22 protein-coding genes are annotated in these 24018 nt (G+C 65.5%); 14 read left to right on the top strand and 8 right to left on the bottom strand.

What is annotated here, in order from left to right:
- Positions 1–71 precede the first annotated feature (71 nt).
- Positions 72–1355: a DNA recombination protein RmuC gene (locus LG367_RS01440; protein WP_226467952.1), complete on the bottom strand. Its 1284-nt coding sequence runs from the start codon at positions 1353–1355 to the stop codon at positions 72–74.
- 234 nt (positions 1356–1589) lie between these two features.
- Here LG367_RS01440 and LG367_RS01435 point away from each other — a divergent pair, with 234 nt between their 5' ends.
- Positions 1590–1913: a hypothetical protein gene (locus LG367_RS01435; RefSeq protein ID WP_226467432.1), complete on the top strand. Its 324-nt coding sequence runs from the start codon at positions 1590–1592 to the stop codon at positions 1911–1913.
- A 37-nt stretch (positions 1914–1950) separates the two neighbouring features.
- Here the strand turns inward: LG367_RS01435 and LG367_RS01430 are convergent, their stop codons facing one another.
- A complete protein-coding gene (locus LG367_RS01430) occupies positions 1951–3120 on the bottom strand; it encodes a class I SAM-dependent rRNA methyltransferase (RefSeq protein ID WP_226467431.1) in 1170 nt (389 codons plus the stop codon).
- Between the two features lie 177 nt (positions 3121–3297).
- Between LG367_RS01430 and LG367_RS01425 the strand changes: the two genes are divergently transcribed.
- The 7 genes from LG367_RS01425 to LG367_RS01395 all read left to right on the top strand — a co-directional run bounded on the left by LG367_RS01425 (position 3298) and on the right by LG367_RS01395 (position 10579).
- Positions 3298–4089 (top strand): rhomboid family intramembrane serine protease, encoded by a 792-nt coding sequence (locus LG367_RS01425; RefSeq protein WP_226467430.1) that lies wholly within the window; start codon positions 3298–3300, stop codon positions 4087–4089.
- Positions 4090–4169: 80 nt separating this feature from the next.
- Complete coding sequence (locus tag LG367_RS01420; protein ID WP_226467429.1) at positions 4170–5153, top strand: NAD-dependent epimerase/dehydratase family protein; 984 nt, start codon at positions 4170–4172, stop codon at positions 5151–5153.
- A gap of 82 nt (positions 5154–5235) precedes the next feature.
- Positions 5236–5844, top strand: coding sequence for an outer membrane beta-barrel protein (locus LG367_RS01415; RefSeq protein ID WP_226467428.1), 609 nt, complete (start codon positions 5236–5238; stop codon positions 5842–5844).
- Positions 5845–6020: 176 nt separating this feature from the next.
- Entirely contained in the window at positions 6021–6566 is a 546-nt protein-coding gene (locus LG367_RS01410) for a porin family protein (protein WP_226467427.1), read from the top strand.
- A 95-nt stretch (positions 6567–6661) separates the two neighbouring features.
- Positions 6662–7759, top strand: a complete 1098-nt coding sequence (locus tag LG367_RS01405) for a serine hydrolase domain-containing protein (protein ID WP_226467426.1) — start codon at positions 6662–6664, stop codon at positions 7757–7759.
- A gap of 112 nt (positions 7760–7871) precedes the next feature.
- Positions 7872–8849: an alpha/beta fold hydrolase gene (locus tag LG367_RS01400; protein WP_226467425.1), complete on the top strand. Its 978-nt coding sequence runs from the start codon at positions 7872–7874 to the stop codon at positions 8847–8849.
- The gene (locus tag LG367_RS01395) at positions 8846–10579 is read left to right on the top strand and encodes a M28 family peptidase (RefSeq protein WP_226467424.1); all 1734 of its coding nucleotides are present in this window, start codon (positions 8846–8848) and stop codon (positions 10577–10579) included. Before LG367_RS01400 ends, LG367_RS01395 begins: the two co-directional genes overlap by 4 nt.
- Before the next feature lie 60 nt (positions 10580–10639).
- Here LG367_RS01395 and LG367_RS01390 read toward each other — a convergent pair whose 3' ends face one another.
- Positions 10640–11116: an Lrp/AsnC family transcriptional regulator gene (locus LG367_RS01390; protein ID WP_226467423.1), complete on the bottom strand. Its 477-nt coding sequence runs from the start codon at positions 11114–11116 to the stop codon at positions 10640–10642.
- 127 nt (positions 11117–11243) lie between these two features.
- Here LG367_RS01390 and phhA point away from each other — a divergent pair, with 127 nt between their 5' ends.
- Positions 11244–12134 (top strand): phenylalanine 4-monooxygenase, encoded by an 891-nt coding sequence (gene phhA / locus LG367_RS01385; RefSeq protein ID WP_226467422.1) that lies wholly within the window; start codon positions 11244–11246, stop codon positions 12132–12134.
- 28 nt (positions 12135–12162) lie between these two features.
- Here the strand turns inward: phhA and LG367_RS01380 are convergent, their stop codons facing one another.
- A complete protein-coding gene (locus tag LG367_RS01380; protein WP_226467421.1) occupies positions 12163–12861 on the bottom strand; it encodes a DUF308 domain-containing protein in 699 nt (232 codons plus the stop codon).
- A 244-nt stretch (positions 12862–13105) separates the two neighbouring features.
- Here LG367_RS01380 and LG367_RS01375 point away from each other — a divergent pair, with 244 nt between their 5' ends.
- From LG367_RS01375 to LG367_RS01360, 4 genes are all read left to right on the top strand, one after another.
- Positions 13106–14245, top strand: coding sequence for a sensor histidine kinase (locus tag LG367_RS01375; protein ID WP_425490902.1), 1140 nt, complete (start codon positions 13106–13108; stop codon positions 14243–14245).
- A gap of 31 nt (positions 14246–14276) precedes the next feature.
- Positions 14277–14912, top strand: coding sequence for a response regulator transcription factor (locus tag LG367_RS01370; protein ID WP_226467419.1), 636 nt, complete (start codon positions 14277–14279; stop codon positions 14910–14912).
- Positions 14913–15046: 134 nt separating this feature from the next.
- The gene (locus tag LG367_RS01365) at positions 15047–16063 is read left to right on the top strand and encodes a class 1 fructose-bisphosphatase (protein WP_226467418.1); all 1017 of its coding nucleotides are present in this window, start codon (positions 15047–15049) and stop codon (positions 16061–16063) included.
- A complete protein-coding gene (locus tag LG367_RS01360) occupies positions 16060–16773 on the top strand; it encodes a 2OG-Fe(II) oxygenase (protein WP_226467417.1) in 714 nt (237 codons plus the stop codon). The genes LG367_RS01365 and LG367_RS01360 overlap by 4 nt, the downstream gene beginning before the upstream one ends.
- A gap of 194 nt (positions 16774–16967) precedes the next feature.
- Here the strand turns inward: LG367_RS01360 and LG367_RS01355 are convergent, their stop codons facing one another.
- From LG367_RS01355 to LG367_RS01340, 4 genes are all read right to left on the bottom strand, one after another.
- Positions 16968–17411: a response regulator gene (locus tag LG367_RS01355; protein ID WP_226467416.1), complete on the bottom strand. Its 444-nt coding sequence runs from the start codon at positions 17409–17411 to the stop codon at positions 16968–16970.
- 101 nt (positions 17412–17512) lie between these two features.
- The gene (locus LG367_RS01350) at positions 17513–18685 is read right to left on the bottom strand and encodes a sensor histidine kinase (RefSeq protein WP_226467415.1); all 1173 of its coding nucleotides are present in this window, start codon (positions 18683–18685) and stop codon (positions 17513–17515) included.
- 158 nt (positions 18686–18843) lie between these two features.
- Positions 18844–20883, bottom strand: coding sequence for an elongation factor G (gene fusA, locus LG367_RS01345; protein ID WP_226467414.1), 2040 nt, complete (start codon positions 20881–20883; stop codon positions 18844–18846).
- A 466-nt stretch (positions 20884–21349) separates the two neighbouring features.
- Positions 21350–22471, bottom strand: coding sequence for a PA0069 family radical SAM protein (locus LG367_RS01340; protein WP_226467413.1), 1122 nt, complete (start codon positions 22469–22471; stop codon positions 21350–21352).
- Between the two features lie 76 nt (positions 22472–22547).
- Between LG367_RS01340 and cls the strand changes: the two genes are divergently transcribed.
- Positions 22548–23990, top strand: coding sequence for a cardiolipin synthase (gene cls / locus LG367_RS01335; protein WP_226467412.1), 1443 nt, complete (start codon positions 22548–22550; stop codon positions 23988–23990).
- Positions 23991–24018 lie beyond the last annotated feature (28 nt).

Below are 24018 nucleotides of genomic sequence, written 5' to 3'. Positions count from 1 at the left end.
TTATCGCGACGGCACGAACGTCCTTGGATTCCCGCCTTCGCGGGAATGACGAGCGACAGGTCCGCGCCTAATTATTCGGACTCGGTGTCGTTCCCTAACAGCTGCTGCGCCTCCGCGGCCGGCAACGTCTCCACGCCCTTGAGCTGCTTCTCGATCGCCCGCGTGCGCACGCCGGCCTTGTCGATGCTGTTGCGCACCGTATCGAGTTGATCGCGCGCCTTCTCCAGCACGCCGGCGAATTTCCCGAACTCCGCCTTCACCGCGCCGAGCAACTGCCGGATCTCGCCGGAACGCTTCTCGATCGCCAGTGTGCGGAAACCCATCTGCAGACTGTTGAGCAGCGCCAGCAGCGTGGTCGGCCCGACCAGCGTGACGCGATAGTCGCGCTGCAACGAATCGAACAGGCCCGGGCGCCGCAGCGTTTCCGCGTACAGCCCTTCGATGGGCAGGAACAGCAATCCGAAATCGGTCGTATGCGGCGGCGCCAGATATTTGTCGCGGATGCGCTTGGCCTCCACCCGCACCTGCCGCTCGAGCGCGGCGGCGGCCACCGCGACTGCTTCGAGGTCGCCGCGCTCCTGCGCATCCAGCAGACGCTCGTAGTCCTCGCGCGGAAACTTGGCATCGATCGGCAACAGCACCGGCGCATCGTCGCGCGGCCCCGGCAGTTTCACCGCGAACTCGACGCGCTCGTTGCTGCCCGGCACGGTGGCACAGTTGGTTTCGTACTGCTCGATGGTCAGCACCTGCTCCAGCAGCGCCGCCAATTGCACTTCACCGAAGATGCCGCGCGTCTTGACGTTGCTCAGCACGCGCTTGAGGTCGCCGACGCCGGTGGCTAGCTGCTGCATCTCGCCCAGGCCACGCTGCACCTGCTCGAGGCGTTCGGAAACGAGCTTGAAGGAGGCGCCCAGGCGCGTTTCCAGCGTCGTCTGCAATTTCTCGTCGACGGTCTCGCGCATCTGTTCGAGCTTCGCGGCGTTGTCGGTCTGCAGTTCGCGCAGTTTCTGTTCGAGCGTCGCGCGCATCTCGCCGATGCGCTGCTCGTTGCGCTGGGTCAGTTCGTTCAGGCGCTGGCCGAGCACATCGGCGAAGCGCTGCTGCAGTTCCGCGCCTTCGGTGCGTGCCTTGCGCGCGTCCTCGGTCAGGGCTTCGCGCAACACGTCCAGGCGCTGGTCCGTGCGCGTGCTCAGATCGGTCAGGCGCGCGCCGAATCCCTCGATGCGCTGCTCCTGCGCCGCCGACAGGCTGTCGAGCTGCTCGCGCAGTTCGCTGCGACCGCTGCGCTGCTCCTCGCGCAAGGCCGCTTCCAGCACGCGTTCGGGCTTGCGCAGCAGCAGGACGATCAGCAGCACGATTACGGCGAGGACGCCGATGACGAGCAGAATCAGCAGGAGTTCGGTGGCGGGCATGCGGATAGTGTAGTCGCCCCCGTCACACGGGCTGCGAACGGCGCCACCTGGGTGCGTGGGCCTTCAAGGGCTGGAGAATCGATCGCCAAGCCCGCGCTGACGCGCCCCTCCGGCGCTTGCGCGCCTGCGGCCGCTCCTCCATCCTGGGCCGTCGATCGATCGGAAGGACCCGAACTCATGCGTCTCGGCGTTTTCGCACTGGCGGCCTCGTTCGCCGCGATGTTCAGCGCCTCGTCGTCTTCTATCGCCGTCGAGCCGGTCGCGCTGTCCGCCGGCAAGTACGGCTTCGACTGGCTGCATCCGGAATCCGCGCGCTGCACCAAGATCGGCCCGAAGCTGCGCGCGCGCTTCCAGCGTTGCAAGCATTCCGCCGAAGGCGGGTTCACCGGCACGGTGCCGAGCTACCTCTGCGAGGTCAATGACGACATCGAATACATGGTGTTCACCGATCTCGCGACGTGCCAGAAGCAGTTGGAGACGATGCAGGCCAACGCGCCCTGAGCCGCCTGCATCCAGGCTCGCTTTAATCGAGCCCGCGCTAATCGAGCACGCGGCAGAACACCGCCTTGAGGTAGCGCGATTCCGGCACATGCGCGAGGAACGGATGGTCGGCACCGGCGCCAGCCACCTTCAACACCTGCACCGTGCGGCCTGCGTAGAACGCGGCGCGGCGCAGCATGTCGAGGAACTGTTCCTCGCTCACCAGGCCCGTGCAGGAGAAGGTCGCGAACAGGCCGCCCGGCTTCACCACGCCGAGCGCGAGCTTGTTCATGTCGAGATATTTCTTCAGCGCGGTGATCACCTGTTCGCGATCGCGCGTCATCTTGGCCGGATCGAGGATCACCACGTCGAAGCGTTCGCCGTTGTTGGCGGCATCGCGCAGCCACGGGAAGATGTCGGCCTGCACGAAGCGCACACGCACGTCGTTGAGCTTGGCGTTGCCGCGGGCGATCTCGAGCACGTCCTCGTCGATGTCGATGCCGACCACCTCGCTGGCACCGCGCACCGCCGCGTACACGCCGAAGCCGCCGGTGTTGCAGCACAGATCGAGCACGCGCTTGCCCGCGACCTGCTGCGACAGCCATTGCCGGTTGTCGCGCTGGTCGGCGAAGAAGCCGGTCTTGTGCGCACCGGCGGGATCAGCGCGGAACTTCACGCCGTATTCGGTGATGACGGACGGTGACGCCGGCTCGCTGCCGCGAAAGTCGAAGCTTTCCTGCTTCTGCACGTGCTCGTCGGCGAAGCTGTGGAAGCGCGCGCCGGGGAAGTGCTGTCGCAGCGCGTCGTAGATCCATTCGCGATGGCGGAACATGCCGGCGCTGAAGAATTCGACCACGAGCAGATCGCCGTAGCGGTCGACGACGAGGCCGGACAGGCCGTCGCCCTCGCTATGCACCACGCGCCAGGCGTCGGAGACCTCGTCGAGCTTCAGCACCTCGCGACGCAGGCGCACCGCCTCGCCGATCTTCGCGGTGAACCAGGCCGCATCCATGACCGCATCGGGATCGGTTTCCAGGATGCGCAATGCGATGCGCGAATGGCCGTTGTAGAAGCCGCGGCCGATCCACACGCCGTCGACACCCACCACGTCGACGATGCTGCCCGGCTTGGGCCGGACGGCGGGCTTGTCGACCAGTTTCTGGAAGATCCAGGGGTGATTGGATCTCCAGGCGTTCTTGAGGCGGATGTTGGGGAGGGCGTCGGTCATCCGGCTATTTTAGCGAGACGAGCCCTTGATCCCCGTTTTCCACCGGATCGAAGGGGACGAAATGGCGCCGTGGCGTGGAACTTCTCCACGCATTTCGCGACGTTGGGACGCTTTCTCCCAAAAAGGACCCGGAAACGCGGTCTTGCATCCGGCCGATTCCGCCGCCATTGCTCGCTCATGCACCTCGAGATGCCGGAAGCCCCGCCCGACACCCCGGCCCAGCGCAAGGCCGACCGCGCCCGGTTGCTGCGGGCGCTCAATCTCAGCCTGGCGTTCGTGCTGCTGCTCGCGGCCATGTTCGCGGCGCAGACGGCCTTCGACTGGGAACCTTTGACCGTGGTGCCGCAGTCCGTCTCGGGACTGCTGGGCCTGCTGACCGCACCGCTCCTGCACGGCTCGCTCGAGCACCTGGGTGCCAATGCGGTATCGCTGCTGCTGCTCGGCACACTCGCCGGCAGCGTCTACCCGCGCGCGACGCTGCGCGCGATCCCGCTGATCTGGCTGGGCTCGGGACTGGGCGCGTGGCTGCTCGGTGCGGCCGGCTCGCATCATCTGGGCGCCAGCGGGCTCACGCACGGGCTGATGTTCCTGGTGTTCTTCCTTGGCCTGCTGCGCCGCGACCGCCCCGCCATCGCCGCGGCGATGATCGCGTTCCTGCTCTACGGCGGCATGCTGCTGACGATCCTGCCGCGCGAGCCGGGCGTGTCGTGGCAATCGCATCTGGGCGGGGCGCTGGCCGGCGCGGTATCGGCCTTCCTGTTCCGCCAACGCGATCCGCAGGCGCCGCGGCACAAGTACAGCTGGGAGATCGAGGAAGAACTGGCCGAGGAAGCCGCGCGCACCGATCGCGATCAGTTCGAGCCGGAACGCCCGCAGGAAGTGCCGGTGTTGTGGCAGCGCCAGGAGGAACCGCGCGGCGTCGTGCTGCGTTTCCCACCGCGCGACGATCGCTCGGGCGCCGACACTTAGCGAATCCTTGCGCGCGTCCATAACGGCCGCCCTCGAATCTTTTCTAGAATCTGCGCTTCTTTCTTTTCGGCAGATTCCACATGCGAATCCTGGTCACCGGCAGCGCCGGCCACCTCGGCGAAGGCTTGATGCGCACGCTGCGCGAGCAGAATCGCGATGCGATCGGCATCGACATCGTCGCTTCCGACTACACCGACCGCGTCGGTTCGATCGTCGATCCCGCCTTCGTCGAGGACTGCATGCAAGGTGTCGACGTGGTGCTGCACGCCGCCACGCTGCACAAGCCGCATGTGGCGACGCATGCGCGCCAGGATTTCGTCGACACCAACATCACCGGCACCTTGAACCTGCTGGAAACCGCGGCGAATCAAGGCATGCGCGCCTTCGTCTTCACCAGCACCACCAGCACGTTCGGCGATGCGCTGGTCCCGCCCGAGGGCGCGCCCGCGGCCTGGATCACGGAAGATGTGACGCCCGTCGCCAAGAACATCTACGGCGCCACCAAGACCGCCGCCGAGGACCTGTGCCGGCTGTTCCACCGCAACCGCAAGCTGCCTTGCCTGATCCTGCGCACCTCGCGCTTCTTCCCCGAACCGGACGACAGCCGCGCGCTGCGCGATGCCTACGCCGACGGCAACATCAAGGCCAACGAATTCCTCTATCGCCGCGTCGACGTGCAGGACGTGGTCGACGCGCACCTGCTGGCGATCGAACGCGCCGCCGCGATCGGATTCGGGCGCTACATCATCAGCGCAACCACGCCGTTCGGCCGGGACGACCTGGCGCAACTGCGTACCGACGCGCCATCGGTGCTCGCGCGCTACGTGCCCGAGTACGCCGAGGAGTACACGCATCGCGGCTGGCGCATGTTTCCCGGCATCGACCGTGTGTACGTCAACGCCCTGGCGCGCGAGGAATTGGGCTGGCGGCCACGTTACGACTTCGCCCACGTGCTCGCACGCCTGCGCACGGGCGAGGACCCGCGCAGCCCATTGGCGCAGGCGATCGGCAGCAAGGGCTACCACTCGGAGACGTTCGAGGACGGGGTGTACCCGGTCGAATGAGGGCCGGGATGATTGACTGTCATTAATGTTTCGTTATTCTGGCATCGCCCAATGATGGGCATTTTCTATTTGAGGATTCAGGATGAAAAAGATTCTGGTGCTGGCAGCCGCGCTGGGCGCCGCCATGCTGCCGCTGTCCGCCATGGCCAACCGTCCCGGAAGCTGGTTCATCCGCGCGGAAGCGGGCGATACCAAGCACGATATCGATTTCCGCGAAGCGGGCGGCAAGGACGACGACAACGACACGTCTTTCAGTCTGCGTGGCGGTTACTACTACACGCCGAATTTCGGCTTCGAATTCTTCTACAGCGATTTCGGCGGCTACGAGAGCGATGAAGTCACCGTCATCTTCCCGGATGGCAGCGAGCAATTTGGCAAAGGCACCGTGGAAACCGCCGGCATCGGCGCCGGCATCTTCGGCAAGAAGAATTTCGGCCAGGACGATCTGGGCTTCTATATCAGCGGCCGTGCCGGCGTGATCCATGCCAAGACCGAGTTCAAGGGTCCTGGCGTCGACACCGACGACAGCTGGAACAACGCCTATGCCGGCGTCGGCATCGGTTACGACTTCAATCCGAATTTTGGCCTTGGCCTGAGCTACGACTACGCGCAAGGCAAACCGGATTTCTACAGCGCGGAAACCAAGATCAAGCTGCAGACCCTGTCGCTGGGGCTGGAATACCGCTTCTGATCCGATCGCTTCACTTCCATCCGCGCCAGCGCAGCTCGCCGGCGCGGGTGGTTGCATAGCGCGCGCCCAGTCGAACCGGCGCCCCTGTCTGTGCATTTCTTCACATTGACAGGCATTAACTTTTCGTTATTCTCGCGTCGCCCAATGATGGGCATGTCTAATTTCGAGGATTTAGGATGAAAAAGATTCTGGTGCTGGCCCTCACACTCGCGGCCACCGCCCTCCCGCTGACCGTGTCGGCCAACGAGCCCGGTTTCGGCTTCGTCCGCGTCGAGGCGGGCAACAGCAAGTTCGGCGGCGATGCCGACGGCGACGACAGTTCCTTCAGCATTCGCGGCGGCTACTACTTCAGCCCGAACTGGGCCGTCGAGGGTTTCTACACGCAGTACGGTGACGACGAATCCGACGGCATCGACACCAAGGTCAACGGCTTTGGCGTCGGCGTCACGGCCAAGAAGAATTTCGGCAACGACGACCTCGGTTTCTATCTCGGCGGCCGCGCGGGCATCGTCAACGCCAAGGTCGAGGTCGACACGTTCCTCGGCAACGACGACGACACCGACTTGCGCCCCTATGTCGGCGTCGGCGTCGGCTACGACTTCTCGCCGAACTTCGGCCTGGGTCTGAACTACGACTACACCAAGGTGAAGCCCGAGCTGTTCGGTACGGACTTCGACGTCAAGGTGACGACCTGGACGCTCAGCGCCGAGTACCGTTTCTGATCGCTTTGGCGGCATGACGGTTTCACAAAGGCCACCTGCGGGTGGCCTTTGTTTTTGACGGAGGAACGAAAACCGCCGCCGGGTACAATCCGGCCATGCGCCCGTCCGCCTTTTCCCTGCTCCTCGGCGCCGCGATCGGCGGTTGCGCGAGTGTCGGTCCGTCCTCTCCTTCGTCATCGCAGTCATCGTCCACCGATGCGCTGATGCACGACTACGCGCACGACGACGGCCCAGGCGCCGCCTTGCTGGTGCTGCGCGACGGCACGCCGCTCGTGCGTCGCGGCTACGGCCTCGCGGATCTGGAAGCGCGCGTCGCGGTCACGCCGCACACCAATTTCCGCCTCGCCTCGGTGACCAAGCAGTTCACCGCCACGGCAATCCTGCTGCTGGCCGAAGACGGCAAGCTCGGTCTCGACGATCCGGTGCGCAAATGGCTGCCGTCGCTGCCCGCGGCAGCCGACCCCATCACGCTGCGCCATCTGCTCACCCACACGTCGGGATTGATCGACTACGAAGACGTGATGGCACCGGATGCGCGCGAACAGGTGCACGACATCGACGTGCTGCACCTGCTGGAGACGCAGCACAAGCTCTACTTCGCACCAGGCACCGGCTATCGCTACAGCAACAGCGGCTACGCCCTGCTCGCATTGATCGTCGGCAAGGCTTCGGGACGCGGCTTTTCGGGGGATGGCTTCGCCAGCTTCCTGCGCGAGCGCATCTTCCAGCCACTCGGCATGACCAACACCGTCGCCTTCGAACCAGGCATCTCGACGGTGGCCAACCGCGCCTACGGCTACAGCCATATCGACGGCACCTGGCAACGCACCGACCAGAGTTCGACCAGTGCCGTGCTCGGCGACGGCGGCGTGTATTCGTCGATCGACGATCTGGCGAAGTGGGATGCGGCGTTGTACGACGATCGCCTGCTGAGCGCGGCTTCGCGCAAGCTCGCCTTCGCCTCGCATACCAAGACCGACGAGCCCGACGTCGACGGCTATGGCTACGGGTGGCGCATCCACGGCGAAGTGTTGTGGCATTCCGGCGAAACCGTCGGCTTCCGCAATGTCATCGTGCGCTGGCCGCAGCGGCACCTCACCGTGATCCTGCTGACCAATCGCAACGATCCGGAGCCTTACCGTCTCGCGCTGAAGATCGCGGCGCAGTACCTGCCAGAATCTCCGGCCCGCTGAACGGCACGCGGAGCATCCCATCGACGCCAGCCGCGTCATCCGTGACCGATGGCCTTGGCGACTCCCCCGTTCCGGCGCCACCATCGTGGCGGGCTCTTTTCGAACCATCGCCATGCGACCTTGCATTCCCATCACCCTGCTGTGCCTGCTGCTCGCGGCCTGCAACGCGCCGGCACCGACCACGACCGAGGCCAAACCGGAGGCCGCAAGCCGTCCGTTGCCGGCCGGCGAACGTCGGATCAAGGTTCCCGATGGCACCGAGTTGTACGTAAAGGTGGCCGGGCGCGGTCCTGTCTGCCTGTTCGTGCACGGCGGTCCCGGGCAAGGTTCGCTCTCGTTCGAGCGGATGGGCGGCGATTCCCTGGAAGCCTTCCTGACGATGGTCTACCTGGACCAGCGCGGATCGGGAAAATCCAGCAACGCCACCGACTATCACCTCGATCGCGTCGTGCAGGACATGGAAGACGTGCGCCGGCAGCTGGGTGTCGACAAGCCATGCCTGATCGCGCATTCGTTCGGCGGCATCCTCGCAGTGGCATACGCGCAGCGCTACCCCGAACACGTTTCGGCGCTGGTGATGGCCAACACTTCCTTGCATTTCATGAGCGACGAACAGCGGCGGATGCAGATCCACTTCGTCAGCACCTTGCTCAAGAATCCTTCGCTCGACGTCGCCGATGATGTCTCCGGCGAAGCCCTCGCCGCGGCGCACGCACGGGCGCGCGCCGCGTTGCAGGAAAGCGGCAACGGTTACCGCTTCCTCAGCGACGACAAGAAAACCGTCCGCACCATGAGCGAGCTGGATGAAAGCTATCCCCGCACCATCGATTACGGCATGGCCGTCGTGACACGACCGAACGACCTGCCCGAGTACTACCGGGATTACACGCCGGTGACCGCGGACATCCGGATTCCCGTCCTGATCCTGAGCGGCCGTCGCGACCATGCCGTCGGCCCGGAGCACTACAAGACCTTCCGATTCCCGCACCAGCAGGTGGTGCAACTGGATTCCGGCCATCTGCCGTACTACGAAAACACCCGCGATTTTGCCGCGGCGATCCGCGACTTCATGACGACGATCGCACCATGACGATGCTTTCCGCTGTTTTCACGCGTGTAATTCGATATCGACGCCTGTGTGTTCGGCTGCATCGCGCGCTGGCCGCCTCCGTCGTTTCGCTGCTGCTGCTCTCGGCATGCGAACGCGAATCTCCCGCGCCCGCCGCCGACGCGGCGAAGCCCTCTTCCCCTTGGGCATCGAATCCAGCGGCGCTACGCATCGAGACCGACGTGCGCGCACTCGCCGACGATGCGATGCAGGGCCGCGAAACCGGCACACCCGGCTACGACAAGGCGGCGGACTACGTCGCCAAGCGCTTCGCCGACATCGGATTGCAGCCGGTGGGCGATGCGAACACGTTCTTCCAGCGCGTGCCGTTATTGAAAGCCACCCGCCTTGCCGAGGGCGCGCGTTTCGAAGTGCATCGCAACGGCCGCACGATCGCGCTGCGCTTTCGCGATCAGTACCTGCCCCGCCCCGATTTCGATGCGCCGCAGACGCAGGTCGAAGCACCGGCGATCTTCATCGGCCAGGGCGTGCACGCGCCCGGGCTCGGGCACGACGATTTCGCCGGCGTCGATCTGCACGGCAAGATCGCCGTGCTGTTCAACGGGGCGCCGTCGCGTTTCGGCGACGATCAACGCGCCTTTCATTCCGCATTGTCCGAAAAGCTGCGCGTGATCGCCGAACGGGGCGCCGTGGGCGCCGTCGTCATCAATACGCCGGAAAACGAGGCGCACTCGCCCTGGTCGCACGACGCGGACAGCTGGGATCGGCCCTCGATGCGGCTGCGTGACGAATCCGGCAAGGCGATCGGCGTTTTTCCGCAGCTGCGCGCGGTGGTGAATGTCAGCGCGGCGGCGGCCGATTTTGTGTTGGCGGATCAGCCGCGCATGGCCGCGGAATTGTTCGATGACGCCAGGAAGGATGTGCTGAAGGGCTTCGCCCTGCCCGGCACGCTCGTGCTCGCGCAGCGCACGCGCGTTGAGCCGCTCGATTCGCGCAACGTGCTGGCAAGACTGCCGGGCAGCGATGCTTCACGCTCCGCGGAGTCTGTGGTCTACAGCGCGCATCTCGATCATCTCGGCGTCGGTGCGCCGGTGGAGAACGATCGCATCTACAACGGCGCGATCGACAACGCGCTGGGCGTGGCGATCATGCTCGAAAGCGCGCGCCAGCTCGTCGCCGCCAAGCCCGCGCCGAAACGTTCGATGCTGTTCGCCGCGGTGGTCGGCGAGGAGAAAGGATTGCTGGGCGCGGAATGGCTCGCGACGCATCCGCCGGCGGGCACTTCGTTCGTCGCCAATCTCAATCTCGACATGCCGGTACTGATGGCGCCCAGCACCGATGTTTCCGGCATCGGTGCGGAGCATTCCTCGCTGCGTGACGACCTCGCCGCCGCCGCGAAGGACATTGGCGTCGTGCTGTCGCCCGATCCCTTTCCGGAAGAAACCGCCTTCATCCGCAGCGACCAGTACGCCTTCGTGCGTGCCGGCATTCCCGCGCTTTTTCTGGTCGGTGGCGTGACGCCCGCCGATGCGGACAAGGCGCGCAATCCCAAGATCGCGCTGCGCTATTACCTTCGCAACTGCTATCACCGGCCCTGCGACGATGCCACACAGCCGATCCAGTACGGCGACGCCGAACGTCTCGCGCGCATCAGCGCGCGCCTGGGTCGATTGGTGGGCGATGCGGCGCAGCCGCCGCGCTGGAACGATGGGGATTTCTTCGGCGGGAAGTTCGCGAAGCCCGATCGCTAATGTCCGTCATTCCCGTGATGGCGGGAATGACGAGCGGATAAGCACTCAATCTCTTCCTGCCTATGCCCGCGGCAACGGCAAGCCACGCGGCGCCTTCACCGTGCGCAGCACGAAACTGGAATTGACGTCGGCGCCGCCCGCCAGCGCCAGGACGTTGTCGAGCAGGAAGCGCGAGAAGTGTTCCAGATCGCGCACCACCACCTGCAGCAGGTAGTCCATGTCGCCGGTGAGCGCATGGCAGGACACCACTTCGTCCCAGCCGGTGACGAATTCGGCGAAAGCGGCCACCGCGGCGGCATCGTGGCGTCCCAGGCGCACGCGCACGAAGGCCTGCAGGCCGAGGCCCAGGCGTTCGGGATCGAGTTCGGCGCGGTAGCCGGCGATCACGCCCTCGCGCTCCAGCCGCTGCACGCGGCGCAGGCAGGCCGAAGGCGAAAGGTGGACGCGTTCGGCCAGCTCGGCATTGGTCAGGCGGCCGTCGCGTTGCAGTTCGGCCAGGAGCTGGAGGTCGGTGCGGTCGAGGGCGATGCTGGACATTTTCGAGCGCCTAAATCCTGTTATACGCAATAATCGTGCGCCCATTCCGGGATTCCACGCAACTACGCAAGCCCATTGCGCCGATCCGCGGTTAAAGTCGATATACGGAAATCCCAGGAATCCCCCCATGTCCGCCCAGCCACGCCGCGTCGAAAACCTGCATACCGACAAGGGCAAGGTGCCGGTGTACGCCACCGGGATCATCGAGCAGCCCTGGGACGACTACAGCGCCGACGACCACGCCACCTGGGCGCAGCTGTATGCGCGCCAGCGCGAGCTGCTGGTCGGCCGCGCCAGCGACGAATTCCTGATCGCGCAGGACGCGATGGGCATGACGCCCGACCGCATCCCGAAGTTCGACGACATCAACCGCGTGCTCGGCGAGGCCACCGGTTGGACGCTGATCGGCGTGGAAGGCCTGCTGCCGGAACTGGATTTCTTCGACCATCTCGCCAACCGCCGCTTCCCGGTGACGTGGTGGATCCGCAAACCCGAGCAGATCGACTACATCGAGGAGCCCGATCTGTTCCACGACCTGTTCGGCCACGTGCCGCTGCTGATGAACCCGGTGTTCGCCGAGTACATGCAGGCCTACGGCAAGGGCGGCGTGAAGGCGCACGGGATCGGGCCGGAGGCGTTGCAGAACCTCACGCGCCTGTACTGGTACACGGTGGAGTTCGGACTGATCCAGCAGCCGGACGGATTGCGCATCTACGGCAGCGGCATCGTTTCGTCGAAGGGCGAGTCGATCTACTGCCTGGAAAGCGATGCGTCCAACCGCATCGGCTTCGATCTGGAGCGCATCATGCGCACGCGCTACCGCATCGACACCTATCAGAAGACCTATTTCGTCATCGACAGCTTCGAACAGCTGATCCGCGCGACGGAACCGGACTTCACGCCGATCTACGCACGCTTGGCGCAACAGCCTTCGATTCCTGCCGGCGATGTACTGCCGGGCGATGTGGTGCTCAATCGCGGCACCGGCGAGGGCTGGGCAACAGACGGCGACGTCTGACGCTTGCCGGCAATGCAGGGCTTCGCTGTCAGCCCTGCGTCACCGGCGCGAGCTTGGGCTTCGTCTTCCAGCGGCGATCCAGCCACCATTTCGCGATCCCCGCCACCACCACCGGCCCGAACCAGGCCAGCAGCTGCAACGTGTCGCCCTTGAGCGCCGGCATCAGGCGCGGCAATCCGATCGACAGGAAGGCGATGTGGGTGGCGATGCCGTTGCCGAGCATCGCGGTGTAGTGCTCGATCATCCACCAGCGCGGGCGCGCGGCCAGACGTTCGCGATGCACGCGTTTGTGGATCTGGGCGGCGCCGGCCAGGATGCCGACGAGCGAGAATCCGGTGAGCAGCGTCGTGCCTGTTTTCAGCCCGAAGATCAGCACGGCCACGCCGGTGACCAGCGACAGCACGCCCAGCCCCACATAGACCGGTCCGGTGTAGCGGACGACGTCGTGCTTGTCGAGGATGGCGCGCCACTGGCTCCACACGGCGGCGGCGGTGATCACCGCCAGGAAGCCGAGGAAGACGCCGCTGACGATGCGGCCGTCGAGGAAGAACTTCGCGGTAATCGGCACGGCCGTGACCAGGATGCCGACCATCGCCAGCAGGTACACGCGGCCGATGCGGCGGTGCCAGGGCCCGCCCTTGCGCAGGAAGCCCGCGCTCCAGAAGCTGATGAGGGCGACCAGGCCGATCATGCCGTGCACGATGACGAGGAGGCGGTAGGCGGTCATGGCGGGAATCCTTCGGCTGTGTCCTGGTGATCAGGCTCCGCCGAAGCCGGTCGCGGCAGCAGTGCTTGCAGTCATCGGGATGACCTGCCAGAAGTCACTTCTCGCTTGTTCCGTGATATCCGACTGCCGTCCCTGGCGCTGCATCGCTGACTTACGGGTGCCCCAGCTCGCCTAAGCAGCGCGGCATGCCGCGCTCAGCGCGCTTTGGCTCGCCCTGCCAGAAGTCACTTTGTGCGTGCCACGCATTGCCAGCATCGCCGCCAACTCGCAGCATGGCCGGGTGAGGAATTTCCTGCGCGCGCTGTTCACCCCCTTCAACCTGCCGGTGCTGCTGACCTGGGCCGCGGTGTGGCTGGCGCTTCCCTACGACAGCGCGCACGGTCCGCTGATCTGGGCGGCAATGACGGGATTCCTCGTCACCAGTCTGCTGACCAATCTGGTCGAGCATTCCGTTTCGCCGCGCACGGCCGTCTGGTTCGCCTTTCAGGCGCTATGCGCGCTGACGGTGATCTGGATCGCGCCGCGCGGCGGCGTGGCGCCGGCGCTTCTGGTGATCCTGGTGTCGCAGCTCGCGCTGACCTATTCGCCGCGCACGACGGTTGTGATCGTAGTCGCGCTGAACCTGATCCTGTACCTGATCCTGCGGCGCGGACGCGTGGAAGGCGCACCGATCGTGGTCACCGTCTTCCTCGGGTTTCAGGCCTTCGCCGCGCTGATCGCCTACTACGCCAAGCGCGCCGAACGCACGCGCGACCAGCTCGCCCTGGTCAACGCCGACCTCCTCGCCACCCGCGCCCTGCTCGCCGACAGCGCGCGCGATGCCGAACGCCTGCGCGTGGCGCGCGAACTGCATGACGTGGCCGGCCACAAGCTCACCGCGATGCGTTTGAACCTGCGCGCGCTGCAATCCGATCCGGTGCTCGGACAGCGCGGTGAAATCCGCATCGCCGAACAACTCTCCGGCGAACTGCTCGAGGACATCCGCAACGTGGTGTCGGCGCTGCGCGATACGCACGGCCTCGATCTCGCCACCGCGCTGCGCGCCCTGGCCGCGCCGATGCCGAAACCTCGGCTGCACCTGCGCATCGACGACGACGTGCAGGTGCGCGATCCCGCCGTCGCCGAAACGGTGCTGCGCCTGGTGCAGGAAGCGCTCACCAATTCCGCACGACACGCCCACGCCGAAACCCTGGGCGTGCAACTGCAATGCGAGGACGGCAATTTGCTGATCACCATCGAGGACGATGGCCGCTTGCGCGGCGAACTGCGCGAAGGCAATGGCTTGTCCGGCATGCGCGAGCGTGTCGCGGCCGCGGGCGGAACGCTGACGATCGCGCCCGGTGCATCGGGCGCGCTTCGGCTTCACGCGAGTCTTCCGTTGTGAGCGTCGGGTTGCGCATCGTGGGAGTTCCGTCGTGACGGCGCCGCTACGCATCGCTCTGGCAGACGATCAGGCGCTGGTGCGTGCCGGTCTGCGTGCATTGCTGCAGAACCTCGGCATCATCGTCGCCATCGAAGCCGAGGATGGGCACGGCTTGCTCGACAAGCTCGCCGCATCGCCGGTCGACGTGGTGCTGAGCGACGTGCGCATGCCCGGCCTCGACGGCATCGCCCTGCTGCGCGCGTTGCGCGAACGCGGCGACGCCACGCCGGTGCTGTTGCTGACCACCTTCGACGACAGCGAACTGCTGTTGCACGCGCGCGAAGCCGGCGCGCAGGGGTTCCTGCTCAAGGATGCCGCGCCGGAGGATCTGCGCGATGCCATCGTGCGCGTGGCCAGCGGTGATTCGCTGCTGCAGCCGGTCAGCACCGATCCGGTGCGCGCGCGCTACCGGTTCCACGACGAGGCGCCGCCATCGGACACGTTCAACGAGCGCGAAGTCGCGATCCTGCGCCTGCTCGCCGGCGGCTATTCCAACAAGGAAATCGCGCGCACCCTGTTCCTCGCCGAAGGCACGGTGAAGAACTACGTCTCGGCCATCCTCGACAAGCTGGGCACGCGCGACCGCACGCGCGCGGTGCTCAAGGCGATCACGCTGCGGGTGATCTGAAATCGATTTCGCAAGCGCGAAACCCCGGCGGCAGCGCGTGTCGTGAACAAAAACACCGGGGTTCGGCATGTCGCGATTCGTTTGTCATCGCGACCATTCCATAATGTCGGCCCCTGTCCCCTGCCAGCGAGCCCATGTCCGAGATCTCCCTGACCCGCTACCTGATCGAAGAACAGCGCAACGACCGCATCAAGCCGGACCTGCGATTGCTGATCGAAGTGGTCGCGCGCGCCTGCAAGAGCATTTCCGTCGCCGTCGGCAAGGGCGCGCTCGGTGGCGTGCTTGGCGATGCCGGCACTGGCAACGTGCAGGGCGAGGCGCAGAAGAAGCTCGACGTGCTGAGCAACGAAATCTTGCTGGAAGCCAATGCCTGGGGCGGCCATCTCGCCGCCTGCGCATCGGAGGAAATGGACCACAGCCAGCCGATCCCGGACATGTATCCGCGCGGCAACTACCTGCTGTTATTCGATCCGCTCGACGGCAGCAGCAACATCGACGTCAACGTCAGCGTCGGCACCATCTTCTCGGTACTGCGCTGTCCGGACGATGTCGTGCAGCCTGAAGACGAACATTTCCTGCAGCCGGGCACCGCGCAAGTCGCGGCCGGCTACTGCATCTACGGGCCGAGCACGATGCTCGTCCTCACCATCGGCAACGGCACGCATGCGTTCACCCTGGATCGCGAGCAGGGTTCGTTCGTGATGACGCAGCCCAACATGCGCATTCCGGAAGAGACCAAGGAATTCGCCGTCAACATGTCCAACCAGCGCCATTGGGAAGCGCCGATGCAGCGCTACGTCGGCGATCTGCTGGCGGGCAAGGAAGGGCCGCGCGGCAAGGATTTCAACATGCGCTGGATCGCCTCGATGGTGGCCGACGTGCATCGCATCCTCACGCGCGGCGGCATCTTCATCTATCCCTGGGACCGCAAGGACCCGGGCAAGCCCGGCAAGCTGCGCCTGATGTACGAAGCCAATCCGATGAGTCTGCTGGTCGAACAGGCCGGCGGTGCCGCCAGCGACGGCCGCGCACGCATGCTCGACATCGCGCCGACACAGCTGCACCAGCGCGTGCCCGTGTTCCTCGGTTCCAAGGGCGAAGTGGAAGCCGCCATGCGCTATCACCTCGAACACGACGCCGCGGCCGCATGACCACGGCGCACGACTTCATCGAAGTCTTCGATGAAGCATTGCCGCGCGAGACCTGTGCGGCGATCGTCGAACGTCTGCGCGCCAGCGATGCGCTGGCGCCGGGCCGCGTCGGCGGTGGCGTGCATCCCGAACTCAAGCGCAGCCGCGATCTGTCGCTGACCGGCCGCCAGGACTGGGCCGACGTGGAACAGGCCCTCAACGTCGCCGTCTACGGCGGCCTGCTCGCCTACCTGCGCCGTTATCCGCAGGCGCTGATCGCACCGCTGATGCTGCAACAGCCCGGCGAGGACGGAACACCGAAACGCCTCACCGCCGAGGATCTTTCGGCGATGGACGATCGACGCCTGGGCGAGCTGGCGCGCACCTGCCTGCGCCCCGGCACGATCAATCTGCAGTGGTACACGGCGGGGTCCGGCGGCTATCCGTACTGGCACTGCGAACTGTATCCGCGCGATGCCAGCGCCGAAACCCTGCATCGGCATCTGCTGTGGACGCTCTATCTCAACGAGGAATTCGACGAGGGCGAAACCGAGTTCCTGTTCCAGCAGCGCAAGATCAAACCCGCGACCGGCACCTTGCTGATCGCGCCGACCGCGTTCACGCATACGCATCGCGGCAATCGTCCGCAGCGTGGCGACAAGTTCATCGCGACCAGCTGGATTCTGTTTCAGCGCGCGCAGGCGCTATATGGCGAGAACGCACGCGCTTAGAGCGTTTCAGTTCAAGCGCGAGCGCTCTCAGGTCCGTCATTCCCGCGAAGGCGGGAATCCAAGGACGTTCGTTCCGACACAGCAAAACCGATAGCAAAGTCCATGGATTCCCGCCTTCGCGGGAATGACGAGCTGAAAAAACCGATCAGCATGAGCGGTACAGGAAGACCGCTCTAAAGCCTCGGATTTAGCACTCACGCGAGCGGACGCGGCGGCTGGTTCAACACTAGCCAATACAACCCCACCTGCTTCACCGCGCCGACGAACTGCTCGAAATCCACCGGCTTGCGGATGTAGCTGTTCACACCGAGCGCATAACAGGCCTCGACGTCGAAAGGCTCGGCGCTGGTGGTCAGCACCACCACGGGCAGATGCCGGGTGCGCTCATCGGCGCGGATCGCTTCCAGCACTTCGCGGCCGTCGACCTTCGGCAGATTCAGGTCGAGCAGGATCATGGTCGGCAGCTCGCCGAGATTGCGGCCGGCATGCTTGCCGCGCGCGAACAGGTAATCCAGCGCCTCGGCGCCATCGCCGACCACGGTGAGAGGATTGACGATCCTGGCCTCGGCAAAGGCGATCCTCGTCAGTTCGATGTCGTCCGGATTGTCTTCGACCAGCAAAATTTCTTTCTGCGACATGCCTTCCCGCTTCGTGACTGATGGCTCCCAGGCCCAGGCTTCGGGGCAACCGGAGAATAGAGCCTAAACGTCGGCGCGTCTGCGGCGCGTTGACGCATTTTCTAGCCAGGATCGCGTGATCCCGAGGCTTCCGCCACCGCCGGCAATTCGAGATGGAACGTACTGCCCACTTCGATTTCCGACTCCGCCCACAGCCGTCCACGATGGCGTTCGACGATGCGGTGCGCGATCGCGAGGCCGATGCCGTTGCCACCGGCCTGCTCCGGGCCATGCAGGCGCTGGAATGGTTCGAACAGCTTGTTCGCATAGCGCATGTCGAAGCCGATGCCGCGATCGCGCACGTCGATGACGATGCGGTCGCCCACGCGCCGGCCGCTGACCGAGATCTCGACGCGATCGCGATCACGCGAGAATTTCCAGGCGTTGTGCAGCAATTGTCCGAGCAGCACCTTGAGCTGGCGTTCGTCGCCGAAGGCCACCAGGCCCGGCTCCACCTCGATCGTGTTCGCGCGCTGCGGCTCGGCCTCGGCCAGCTCGATTCCCACCCAGTCGGCCAGCAGGCTCATGTCGACCGGCTGCAACTTGAGCTCGGCGCGCGAAGCGCGGGACAGTTCGAGCAATCCGTCGATCAGCGTCGCCATCTGCGTGGTCGCCTTGCGGATGCGATCGAGGTAATCGCGCGCGGTATCGTCGAGCTTGGCGCCATGATGGCTCGCCAGCAGGCCGGCGAAACTTTCCACCGCCCGCAGCGGCGCGCGCAGATCGTGCGACACCCCGTAGGCGAACAATTCCTGCTGCCGGTTGATGGCCTCCACTTCCGCGGTGCGCTCGGCCACGCGGCGCTCCAGCGTCTCGTTGAGTTCGCGCAATGCCTGCTCGGCTTCGTGCTGCGCGGTGATATCGCGCAGCTGCAGGATGCAATAGACCTGCTTGCCACGAGTGTCGTGCATCATCGCGGCGTTGAGATGCACCCAGACCATCTGCCCATCGCGGCGGATGTAGCGCCTGCGGGCATCGACCATCTCGCGCGTGCCGCTGGCGAGATCGGTGATGGATTTCTTCACCGTCACGATCTCGTCGGGATGACTGAACTGATAGACCGGTTTGCCGATCAGTTCCTCGGCGCTGTAGCCGAGCATGCGTTCGAGGGCGGGATTCACCTCGAGCCAGAGACCGTCCAGATCGGCGATCGCCATGCCGATGCCCGCCGATGCCATCGCCAGACGAAACCGTCCGTCATCCGCCCCCCCGTTGCTGCTGTCTGCGTTCAACATTCCATGACCTTGCCTGTCCCGCCGGCACCTTAGCAAGAGGGCCGTGGAGGGGTCGTAAGGTTCGTGAATGGGCGCGGGTCGTTCATCATCAAGTCGTTGATCAAAAAAGAGGCGCCGGGGTCAACTCCGTTTTCCCCGGCGCCTCCGCATTGCATCACTCATTGCCCACTGGCTTCCTCGTAACCGTGGAAGATCACGCTGGCCTGCGCGCGACCTTGCGTGAGCGAGCGCAGCGCCGTGGTGTAACCGGCAAGCGCCGCCAGCGGCGCGAGTGCGAGGATGTCGGCGCGCGCGCCTTTGTCCTCGATCGCCGCCACGCGGCCGTTGCGGCGCTGCACATCGCCGACGACATCGCCCAGATGTGTCGCGGGCGTGTCGATGGCCACGGTCATCACCGGTTCCAGCAACGTGGTGCCGACCCGCGCGAGCGCCGTCTTCATCGCCTCCATCGCCGCGCGCTGGAACGCCAGGTCGGACGAATCCACCGCATGGGTTTCACCGTCCACCAGGCGCACCGTGATGCCGACGACGGGATAGCCTCGCGGCCCTTCCGCCAACGCCGCGCGCACGCCCTTCTCGGTCGCCGCCACGAACGCTTTCGGCACCATGCCGCCGACGGTGCGGTCTTCGAAGGTGTTCAGGCCATCCTCACGCGGCGCGATGTCGAACACCACGCGCGCGAACTGGCCCACGCCTCCGTTGCGCTTGACGACCTTGCCCTCGACGCCATGCACCGCGGCACGCGGCGTTTCCTGATAGGCCACGCGCGGCGTGCCGGTGCGCACCTCGACGTTCCACTCGTTGCGCAGGCGTTCGACCATCACCTCCAGGTGCAATTCGCCCATGCCCCAGGCGAGCGTTTCGCCGGTATCGGTATCGGTCTCGACGCGGAACGAGGGATCCTCCTGCGCCAGCGCGGCCAATCCCTGGCCGAGCTTGATCAGGTCCGTCGCCTTCTGCGCCGACAATCGCCACGACAGCACCGCGGGCTGCGCATGAATGGTCTCGAGCGTGATCGGCAGGGTCGAAGCACTCAGCGTTTCTCCGCTGACCGCATCCTTCCAGCCGAGGATGGCCACGATCTCGCCCGCCACGGCTTGCGTCACGTCCTGCGTGCGATCGGCCTGCACGATCGCCAAGCGTCCGATGCGACGCGCACTCTCCTGCCGCGAACGCCACACCGTGTCGCCCACGCGAAGCGTGCCCGAGTACACGCGCACGTACGTCACCGGACCGTGCGCTTGATGCGCGATCTTGAACACCAATGCCGCGAGCGGACCGTCGGGATCGGCGGCGAGCCACGTCTCCTCGCCGTTTCGCTCGGCCCGGATCGATGGACGATCCAGCGGCGAAGGCAGGTAATGCACGACGGCGTCGAGCAACGTATCGATGCCCTTGTTGCGGATGGCCGAGCCCGCGAGCACCGGCACGCCAAGGCCTGCCAGCACGCCGCGGCGCAGGGCCGCGCGCAGCATCGCGTCGTCGATCGGCTGCTCGTTGATGTACGCCTCGGCAAGCAAGTCGTCGTGCGCGGCAACCGCTTCGATCAATCGCTGCCTTGCGCCCTCGTAACTCGCTGCGTCGGCGGTCGACCAGTCGGTTCGCTCAGTGTCGCCAGCCTCGTTCCAGCGCACGATCGTGCGGTGAACGAGATCGACCCAACCGTCGAACGCACCGTCGCTGCCCAGCGGTAATCCCAACGGCCACGGTTGTGCATCGAGCTTCTCTCGCAACTGCGTCAGCACGCGTTCGAAATCGGCGCCCGGACGATCCATCTTGTTGACGAAAGCGATGCGCGGCACGCCATGCCGGTCCGCCTGATGCCAGACGGTTTCGGATTGCGGCTGCACGCCGTCGACGGCCGAGAAGACCGCGACCGCGCCGTCGAGCACGCGCAAGGAGCGTTCCACCTCGATCGCGAAATCGATGTGGCCCGGTGTATCGATGAGGGTCAGCCGATGCGGCTGGTCGCCTTGTGGCATCCAGTCCAGACGCACGGCCGCGGCGCCGATGGTGATGCCACGCCGGCGTTCGATGTCCGAGAAGTCGGTGGTGGCTTCGCCATCGTGCACTTCGCCGATGCGATGGATGGCACCGGAGGCCCACAGCAGGCGTTCGGTGAGTGTGGTTTTGCCAGCGTCGATGTGGGCAATGACGCCAATGTTGCGCCAGCGGGAAAGCAGTGTGCGGGTATTCATGAGTTCGTGTCTTCAGTCGCCAACATGCGGGGCCGCACGCCCCTGTTGGCAACGGGACGGGCGGCTAGGGTTCGGTCTCGGCGAGTGAGTGCATGGCACGTTCTCCTTGAGTCTTGATGCGGTGTGATTAAGAGTTCAGTACGTCCGCCAACGCTCGATACAGCGATCGCGGCGAAAAAGCAGGCAATAAAAAAGCACCCGGGTGGGTGCTTGTTCGTTTCGCATGTCGGGCGGAGGGATCAGTTCGATCCGACGCGTCCGATCACGAAAGGCAGGCACACCCGACCCGCGCTTGCGCGCTGATGATTCAGCAGGATCAGTAGCGGATTCCGCGTCATGTCCGTGGTCGGATGGGATGAATGAAGATGCGAATTCTGCGCGCGGCGACGCAACAGCGTCAATTACGGCGCATGGGTTTCATTGTCCCGCCATTAGGACCCGCCGATTGGAATCGGCGGCGCTCGTGTCAGAACAGCTCGCCTTGCGGTGAAGGCTTGCGCGGCGGCACGAACCGGCTGCCATCCAGCGGCGGCAGGCGTCCGAAGCCGAGGCGGCGGTGCGTCTTGGCGAAGCGCATGGCGAGCAGTTCGGCGAAAGGACCTTCGCCGCGCATGCGCGTGCCGAACGCGGAGTCGTAATCCTTGCCGCCGCGCATCTGCTGGATCAGGCTCATGACGTGCTGGGCGCGCTCGGGATAGTGCAGCTGCAGCCATTCGCGCCAGACTTCCTTCAACTCGTGCGGCAACCGCAACAATACGTAACCGGCCGCGCGCGCGCCGGCTTCGTAGGCGGCTTCCAGAATCGCTTCGAGATGCTTGTCGGTGATCATCGGGATCACCGGCGCGACCATCGTGCCGACCGGCACGCCGGCTTCGTGCAAGGCGCGGATCGTCTTCAGTCGCGTATGCGGCGCGGCGGCGCGCGGTTCCAGCTTCGAGGAGAGTTTGTTGTCCAGCGTGGTCACCGACACGTAGACGGTGACGAGGCGTTGCTCGGCCATCGGCGCCAACAGATCAAGATCGCGCTGGATCAGCGCGCTCTTGGTGATCAGGCTGACCGGATGCCTGCACTCGGCCAGCACTTCCAGCACCGAGCGCGTGACGCGGTATTGACGCTCGATCGGCTGATAGGCATCGGTGTTGATGCCGAGCGCGATCGGCGAGCAGCGGTACGAGGGCTTGGCGAGTTCCTCGCGCAGGCGTTCGGCGGCGTTGGTCTTGGCGTAGAGCTTGGTTTCGAAATCCAGGCCCGGCGACAGATCCAGATAGGCATGCGAGGGCCGCGCGAAGCAGTACACGCAACCATGTTCGCAGCCGCGGTAGGGGTTCACCGATTGGCCGAAGCCGATGTCGGGCGAATCGTTGCGGCTGATGATGCTGCGGGCGCGTTCCTCGGTAACGCTGGTCGCCGGGTGCGGCGGCAATTCGCCATCCTCGCCCGCGGCGTCGGAGAAGTCGTAGGCCGATCCCCAGCCATCGTCCTCGGCGCGCGCCACGCGCTTTTCGTAGCGCCCGGTGACATACGAGGCCGCGCCGCGACCCTTGATCGCACCGAATTTCCCCACCGCCACTTTGCCGTTGTCGCGCATGGCATTAGCCTACTAGGCATCCGTCGCAGCCGACGCGACATCGAAACGCGCCGTCAGCGCGTTAAGGATACTTGCGATGATCGAGTGGCTCAGGGACGCGTGGCACGCATTCATCTCCATCCCGCACCTGGGCATGTACGTGACCGTGGTGTGGGTGATCTATCTGGTCGGTCTGTGTAGCTGGATCGTGCTGCAGAAGCGCGAGCCGGCGGCGACACTGGGCTGGCTGCTCAGCCTGGCCGCCCTGCCTTACGTCGGCTTCATCATCTACCAGGTGTTCGGGCCGCAGAAGATCACCCGTCATCGTCTGCGGCGCGGCCGCAACCGGCTCACGCTGCAGGAAAGGCGGCTCGACGAGGAAAGCGGCGAGAGCGCGGAGCTGGCCCGGCTCGGCCAGCGCACCACCGGATTGCCGCCTTCGTCGGCGCGGGACGTGCGCCTGCTGATCGACGGCGCGGCCACCTACGCGGCGCTGCTGGAGGACATCCGCAACGCGCGCGAGCATATCCATCTGGAGTACTACATCTATCTGCCCGACCGCACCGGTACGGCGATCCGCGATGCGCTGGTGGAACGCGCCCGCGCCGGCGTGAAAGTCCGCGTACTGCTCGATGCGGTGGGATCGAAGGCCAATCCGCGCTTCTTCGAGGCGCTGATCCGGGCCGGTGGCGAGTTCTGCTGGTTTCATCCGGCGCGCTTCGGCCGCATCTGGACGCGCACCTGGGTGAACATGCGCACGCACCGCAAGATCGTGGTGATCGACGGACGCATCGCCTACACCGGCGGCATCAACATCACCGACGAGGAGAACGAGGCGCTGCGCGCGGACGCCTACCGCGATCTGCACCTGCGCATCGATGGCGATGCGGCGCATCTGCTGCAACTGGTGTTCGTCGAGGACTGGATGTACGCCACGCAATCGCGCGACATCGTGGCGGAGCTGGCGCGCAACCTGCCCGACCGGCGGCCGGGGCCGATCCCGGCGCAGGTACTGCCCTCGGGGCCGGATTCCTCGTGGGAGGCGATCCATCGCCTGCACGTGGGCGCGATCCACGCCGCCGTCCGGCGCGTCTGGCTGGTCACGCCCTACTTCGTGCCCGGCGAAGCGGCCCTGATGGCGCTGACCTCGGCGGCGCTCGGCGGCCTGGACGTGCGCCTGCTGGTGCCGCAATGCAGCGACAGCCGGCTGGTGACGCTGGCCGCGCGCTCCTACTACGACGAGCTGATGGCCGCGGGCGTCAAGATCTACGAATACGGTCCGCGCATGTTGCATACGAAAGCGCTGCTGGTCGACGACGATGTCGCCATGATCGGCACCGCGAATTTCGACAACCGCAGCTTCCGCCTGAACTTCGAGGTGTCGATGCTGTTCCACGACGCCGGCATCGCGGCGCAGCTGGCGCGCCTGATCGAAGGCGAATTCGCCCACGCGCCACGCGTGCGTCAGGATCGCTCGCAATCCCTGTTCAGCGTGCGCCTGCCCGAAGCGGTGGCGCGGCTGTTTTCGCCGCTATTGTGATCGCCGCCAAGCTCCGGGGCGGTCGTTC

Origin of the sequence: Luteimonas panaciterrae (assembly GCF_020511115.1) — a bacterium.
Lineage (GTDB): Bacteria > Pseudomonadota > Gammaproteobacteria > Xanthomonadales > Xanthomonadaceae > Luteimonas > Luteimonas panaciterrae.
This window is presented reverse-complemented; position numbering and strand designations above follow the sequence as displayed.

Excerpts from the sequence above, each read along its gene's own strand:
- LG367_RS01435 (WP_226467432.1), top strand. The coding sequence starts at position 1,590 with ATGCGTCTCGGCGTTTTCGCACTGGCGGCCTCGTTCGCCGCGATGTTC.
- LG367_RS01430 (WP_226467431.1), bottom strand. The coding sequence starts at position 3,120 with ATGACCGACGCCCTCCCCAACATCCGCCTCAAGAACGCCTGGAGATCC.
- LG367_RS01425 (WP_226467430.1), top strand. The coding sequence starts at position 3,298 with ATGCACCTCGAGATGCCGGAAGCCCCGCCCGACACCCCGGCCCAGCGC.
- LG367_RS01420 (WP_226467429.1), top strand. The coding sequence starts at position 4,170 with ATGCGAATCCTGGTCACCGGCAGCGCCGGCCACCTCGGCGAAGGCTTG.
- LG367_RS01415 (WP_226467428.1), top strand. The coding sequence starts at position 5,236 with ATGAAAAAGATTCTGGTGCTGGCAGCCGCGCTGGGCGCCGCCATGCTG.
- LG367_RS01410 (WP_226467427.1), top strand. The coding sequence starts at position 6,021 with ATGAAAAAGATTCTGGTGCTGGCCCTCACACTCGCGGCCACCGCCCTC.
- LG367_RS01405 (WP_226467426.1), top strand. The coding sequence starts at position 6,662 with ATGCGCCCGTCCGCCTTTTCCCTGCTCCTCGGCGCCGCGATCGGCGGT.
- LG367_RS01400 (WP_226467425.1), top strand. The coding sequence starts at position 7,872 with ATGCGACCTTGCATTCCCATCACCCTGCTGTGCCTGCTGCTCGCGGCC.
- LG367_RS01395 (WP_226467424.1), top strand. The coding sequence starts at position 8,846 with ATGACGATGCTTTCCGCTGTTTTCACGCGTGTAATTCGATATCGACGC.
- LG367_RS01390 (WP_226467423.1), bottom strand. The coding sequence starts at position 11,116 with ATGTCCAGCATCGCCCTCGACCGCACCGACCTCCAGCTCCTGGCCGAA.
- phhA (WP_226467422.1), top strand. The coding sequence starts at position 11,244 with ATGTCCGCCCAGCCACGCCGCGTCGAAAACCTGCATACCGACAAGGGC.
- LG367_RS01380 (WP_226467421.1), bottom strand. The coding sequence starts at position 12,861 with ATGACCGCCTACCGCCTCCTCGTCATCGTGCACGGCATGATCGGCCTG.
- LG367_RS01365 (WP_226467418.1), top strand. The coding sequence starts at position 15,047 with ATGTCCGAGATCTCCCTGACCCGCTACCTGATCGAAGAACAGCGCAAC.
- LG367_RS01360 (WP_226467417.1), top strand. The coding sequence starts at position 16,060 with ATGACCACGGCGCACGACTTCATCGAAGTCTTCGATGAAGCATTGCCG.
- LG367_RS01355 (WP_226467416.1), bottom strand. The coding sequence starts at position 17,411 with ATGTCGCAGAAAGAAATTTTGCTGGTCGAAGACAATCCGGACGACATC.
- LG367_RS01350 (WP_226467415.1), bottom strand. The coding sequence starts at position 18,685 with ATGTTGAACGCAGACAGCAGCAACGGGGGGGCGGATGACGGACGGTTT.
- fusA (WP_226467414.1), bottom strand. The coding sequence starts at position 20,883 with ATGAATACCCGCACACTGCTTTCCCGCTGGCGCAACATTGGCGTCATT.
- LG367_RS01340 (WP_226467413.1), bottom strand. The coding sequence starts at position 22,471 with ATGCGCGACAACGGCAAAGTGGCGGTGGGGAAATTCGGTGCGATCAAG.
- cls (WP_226467412.1), top strand. The coding sequence starts at position 22,548 with ATGATCGAGTGGCTCAGGGACGCGTGGCACGCATTCATCTCCATCCCG.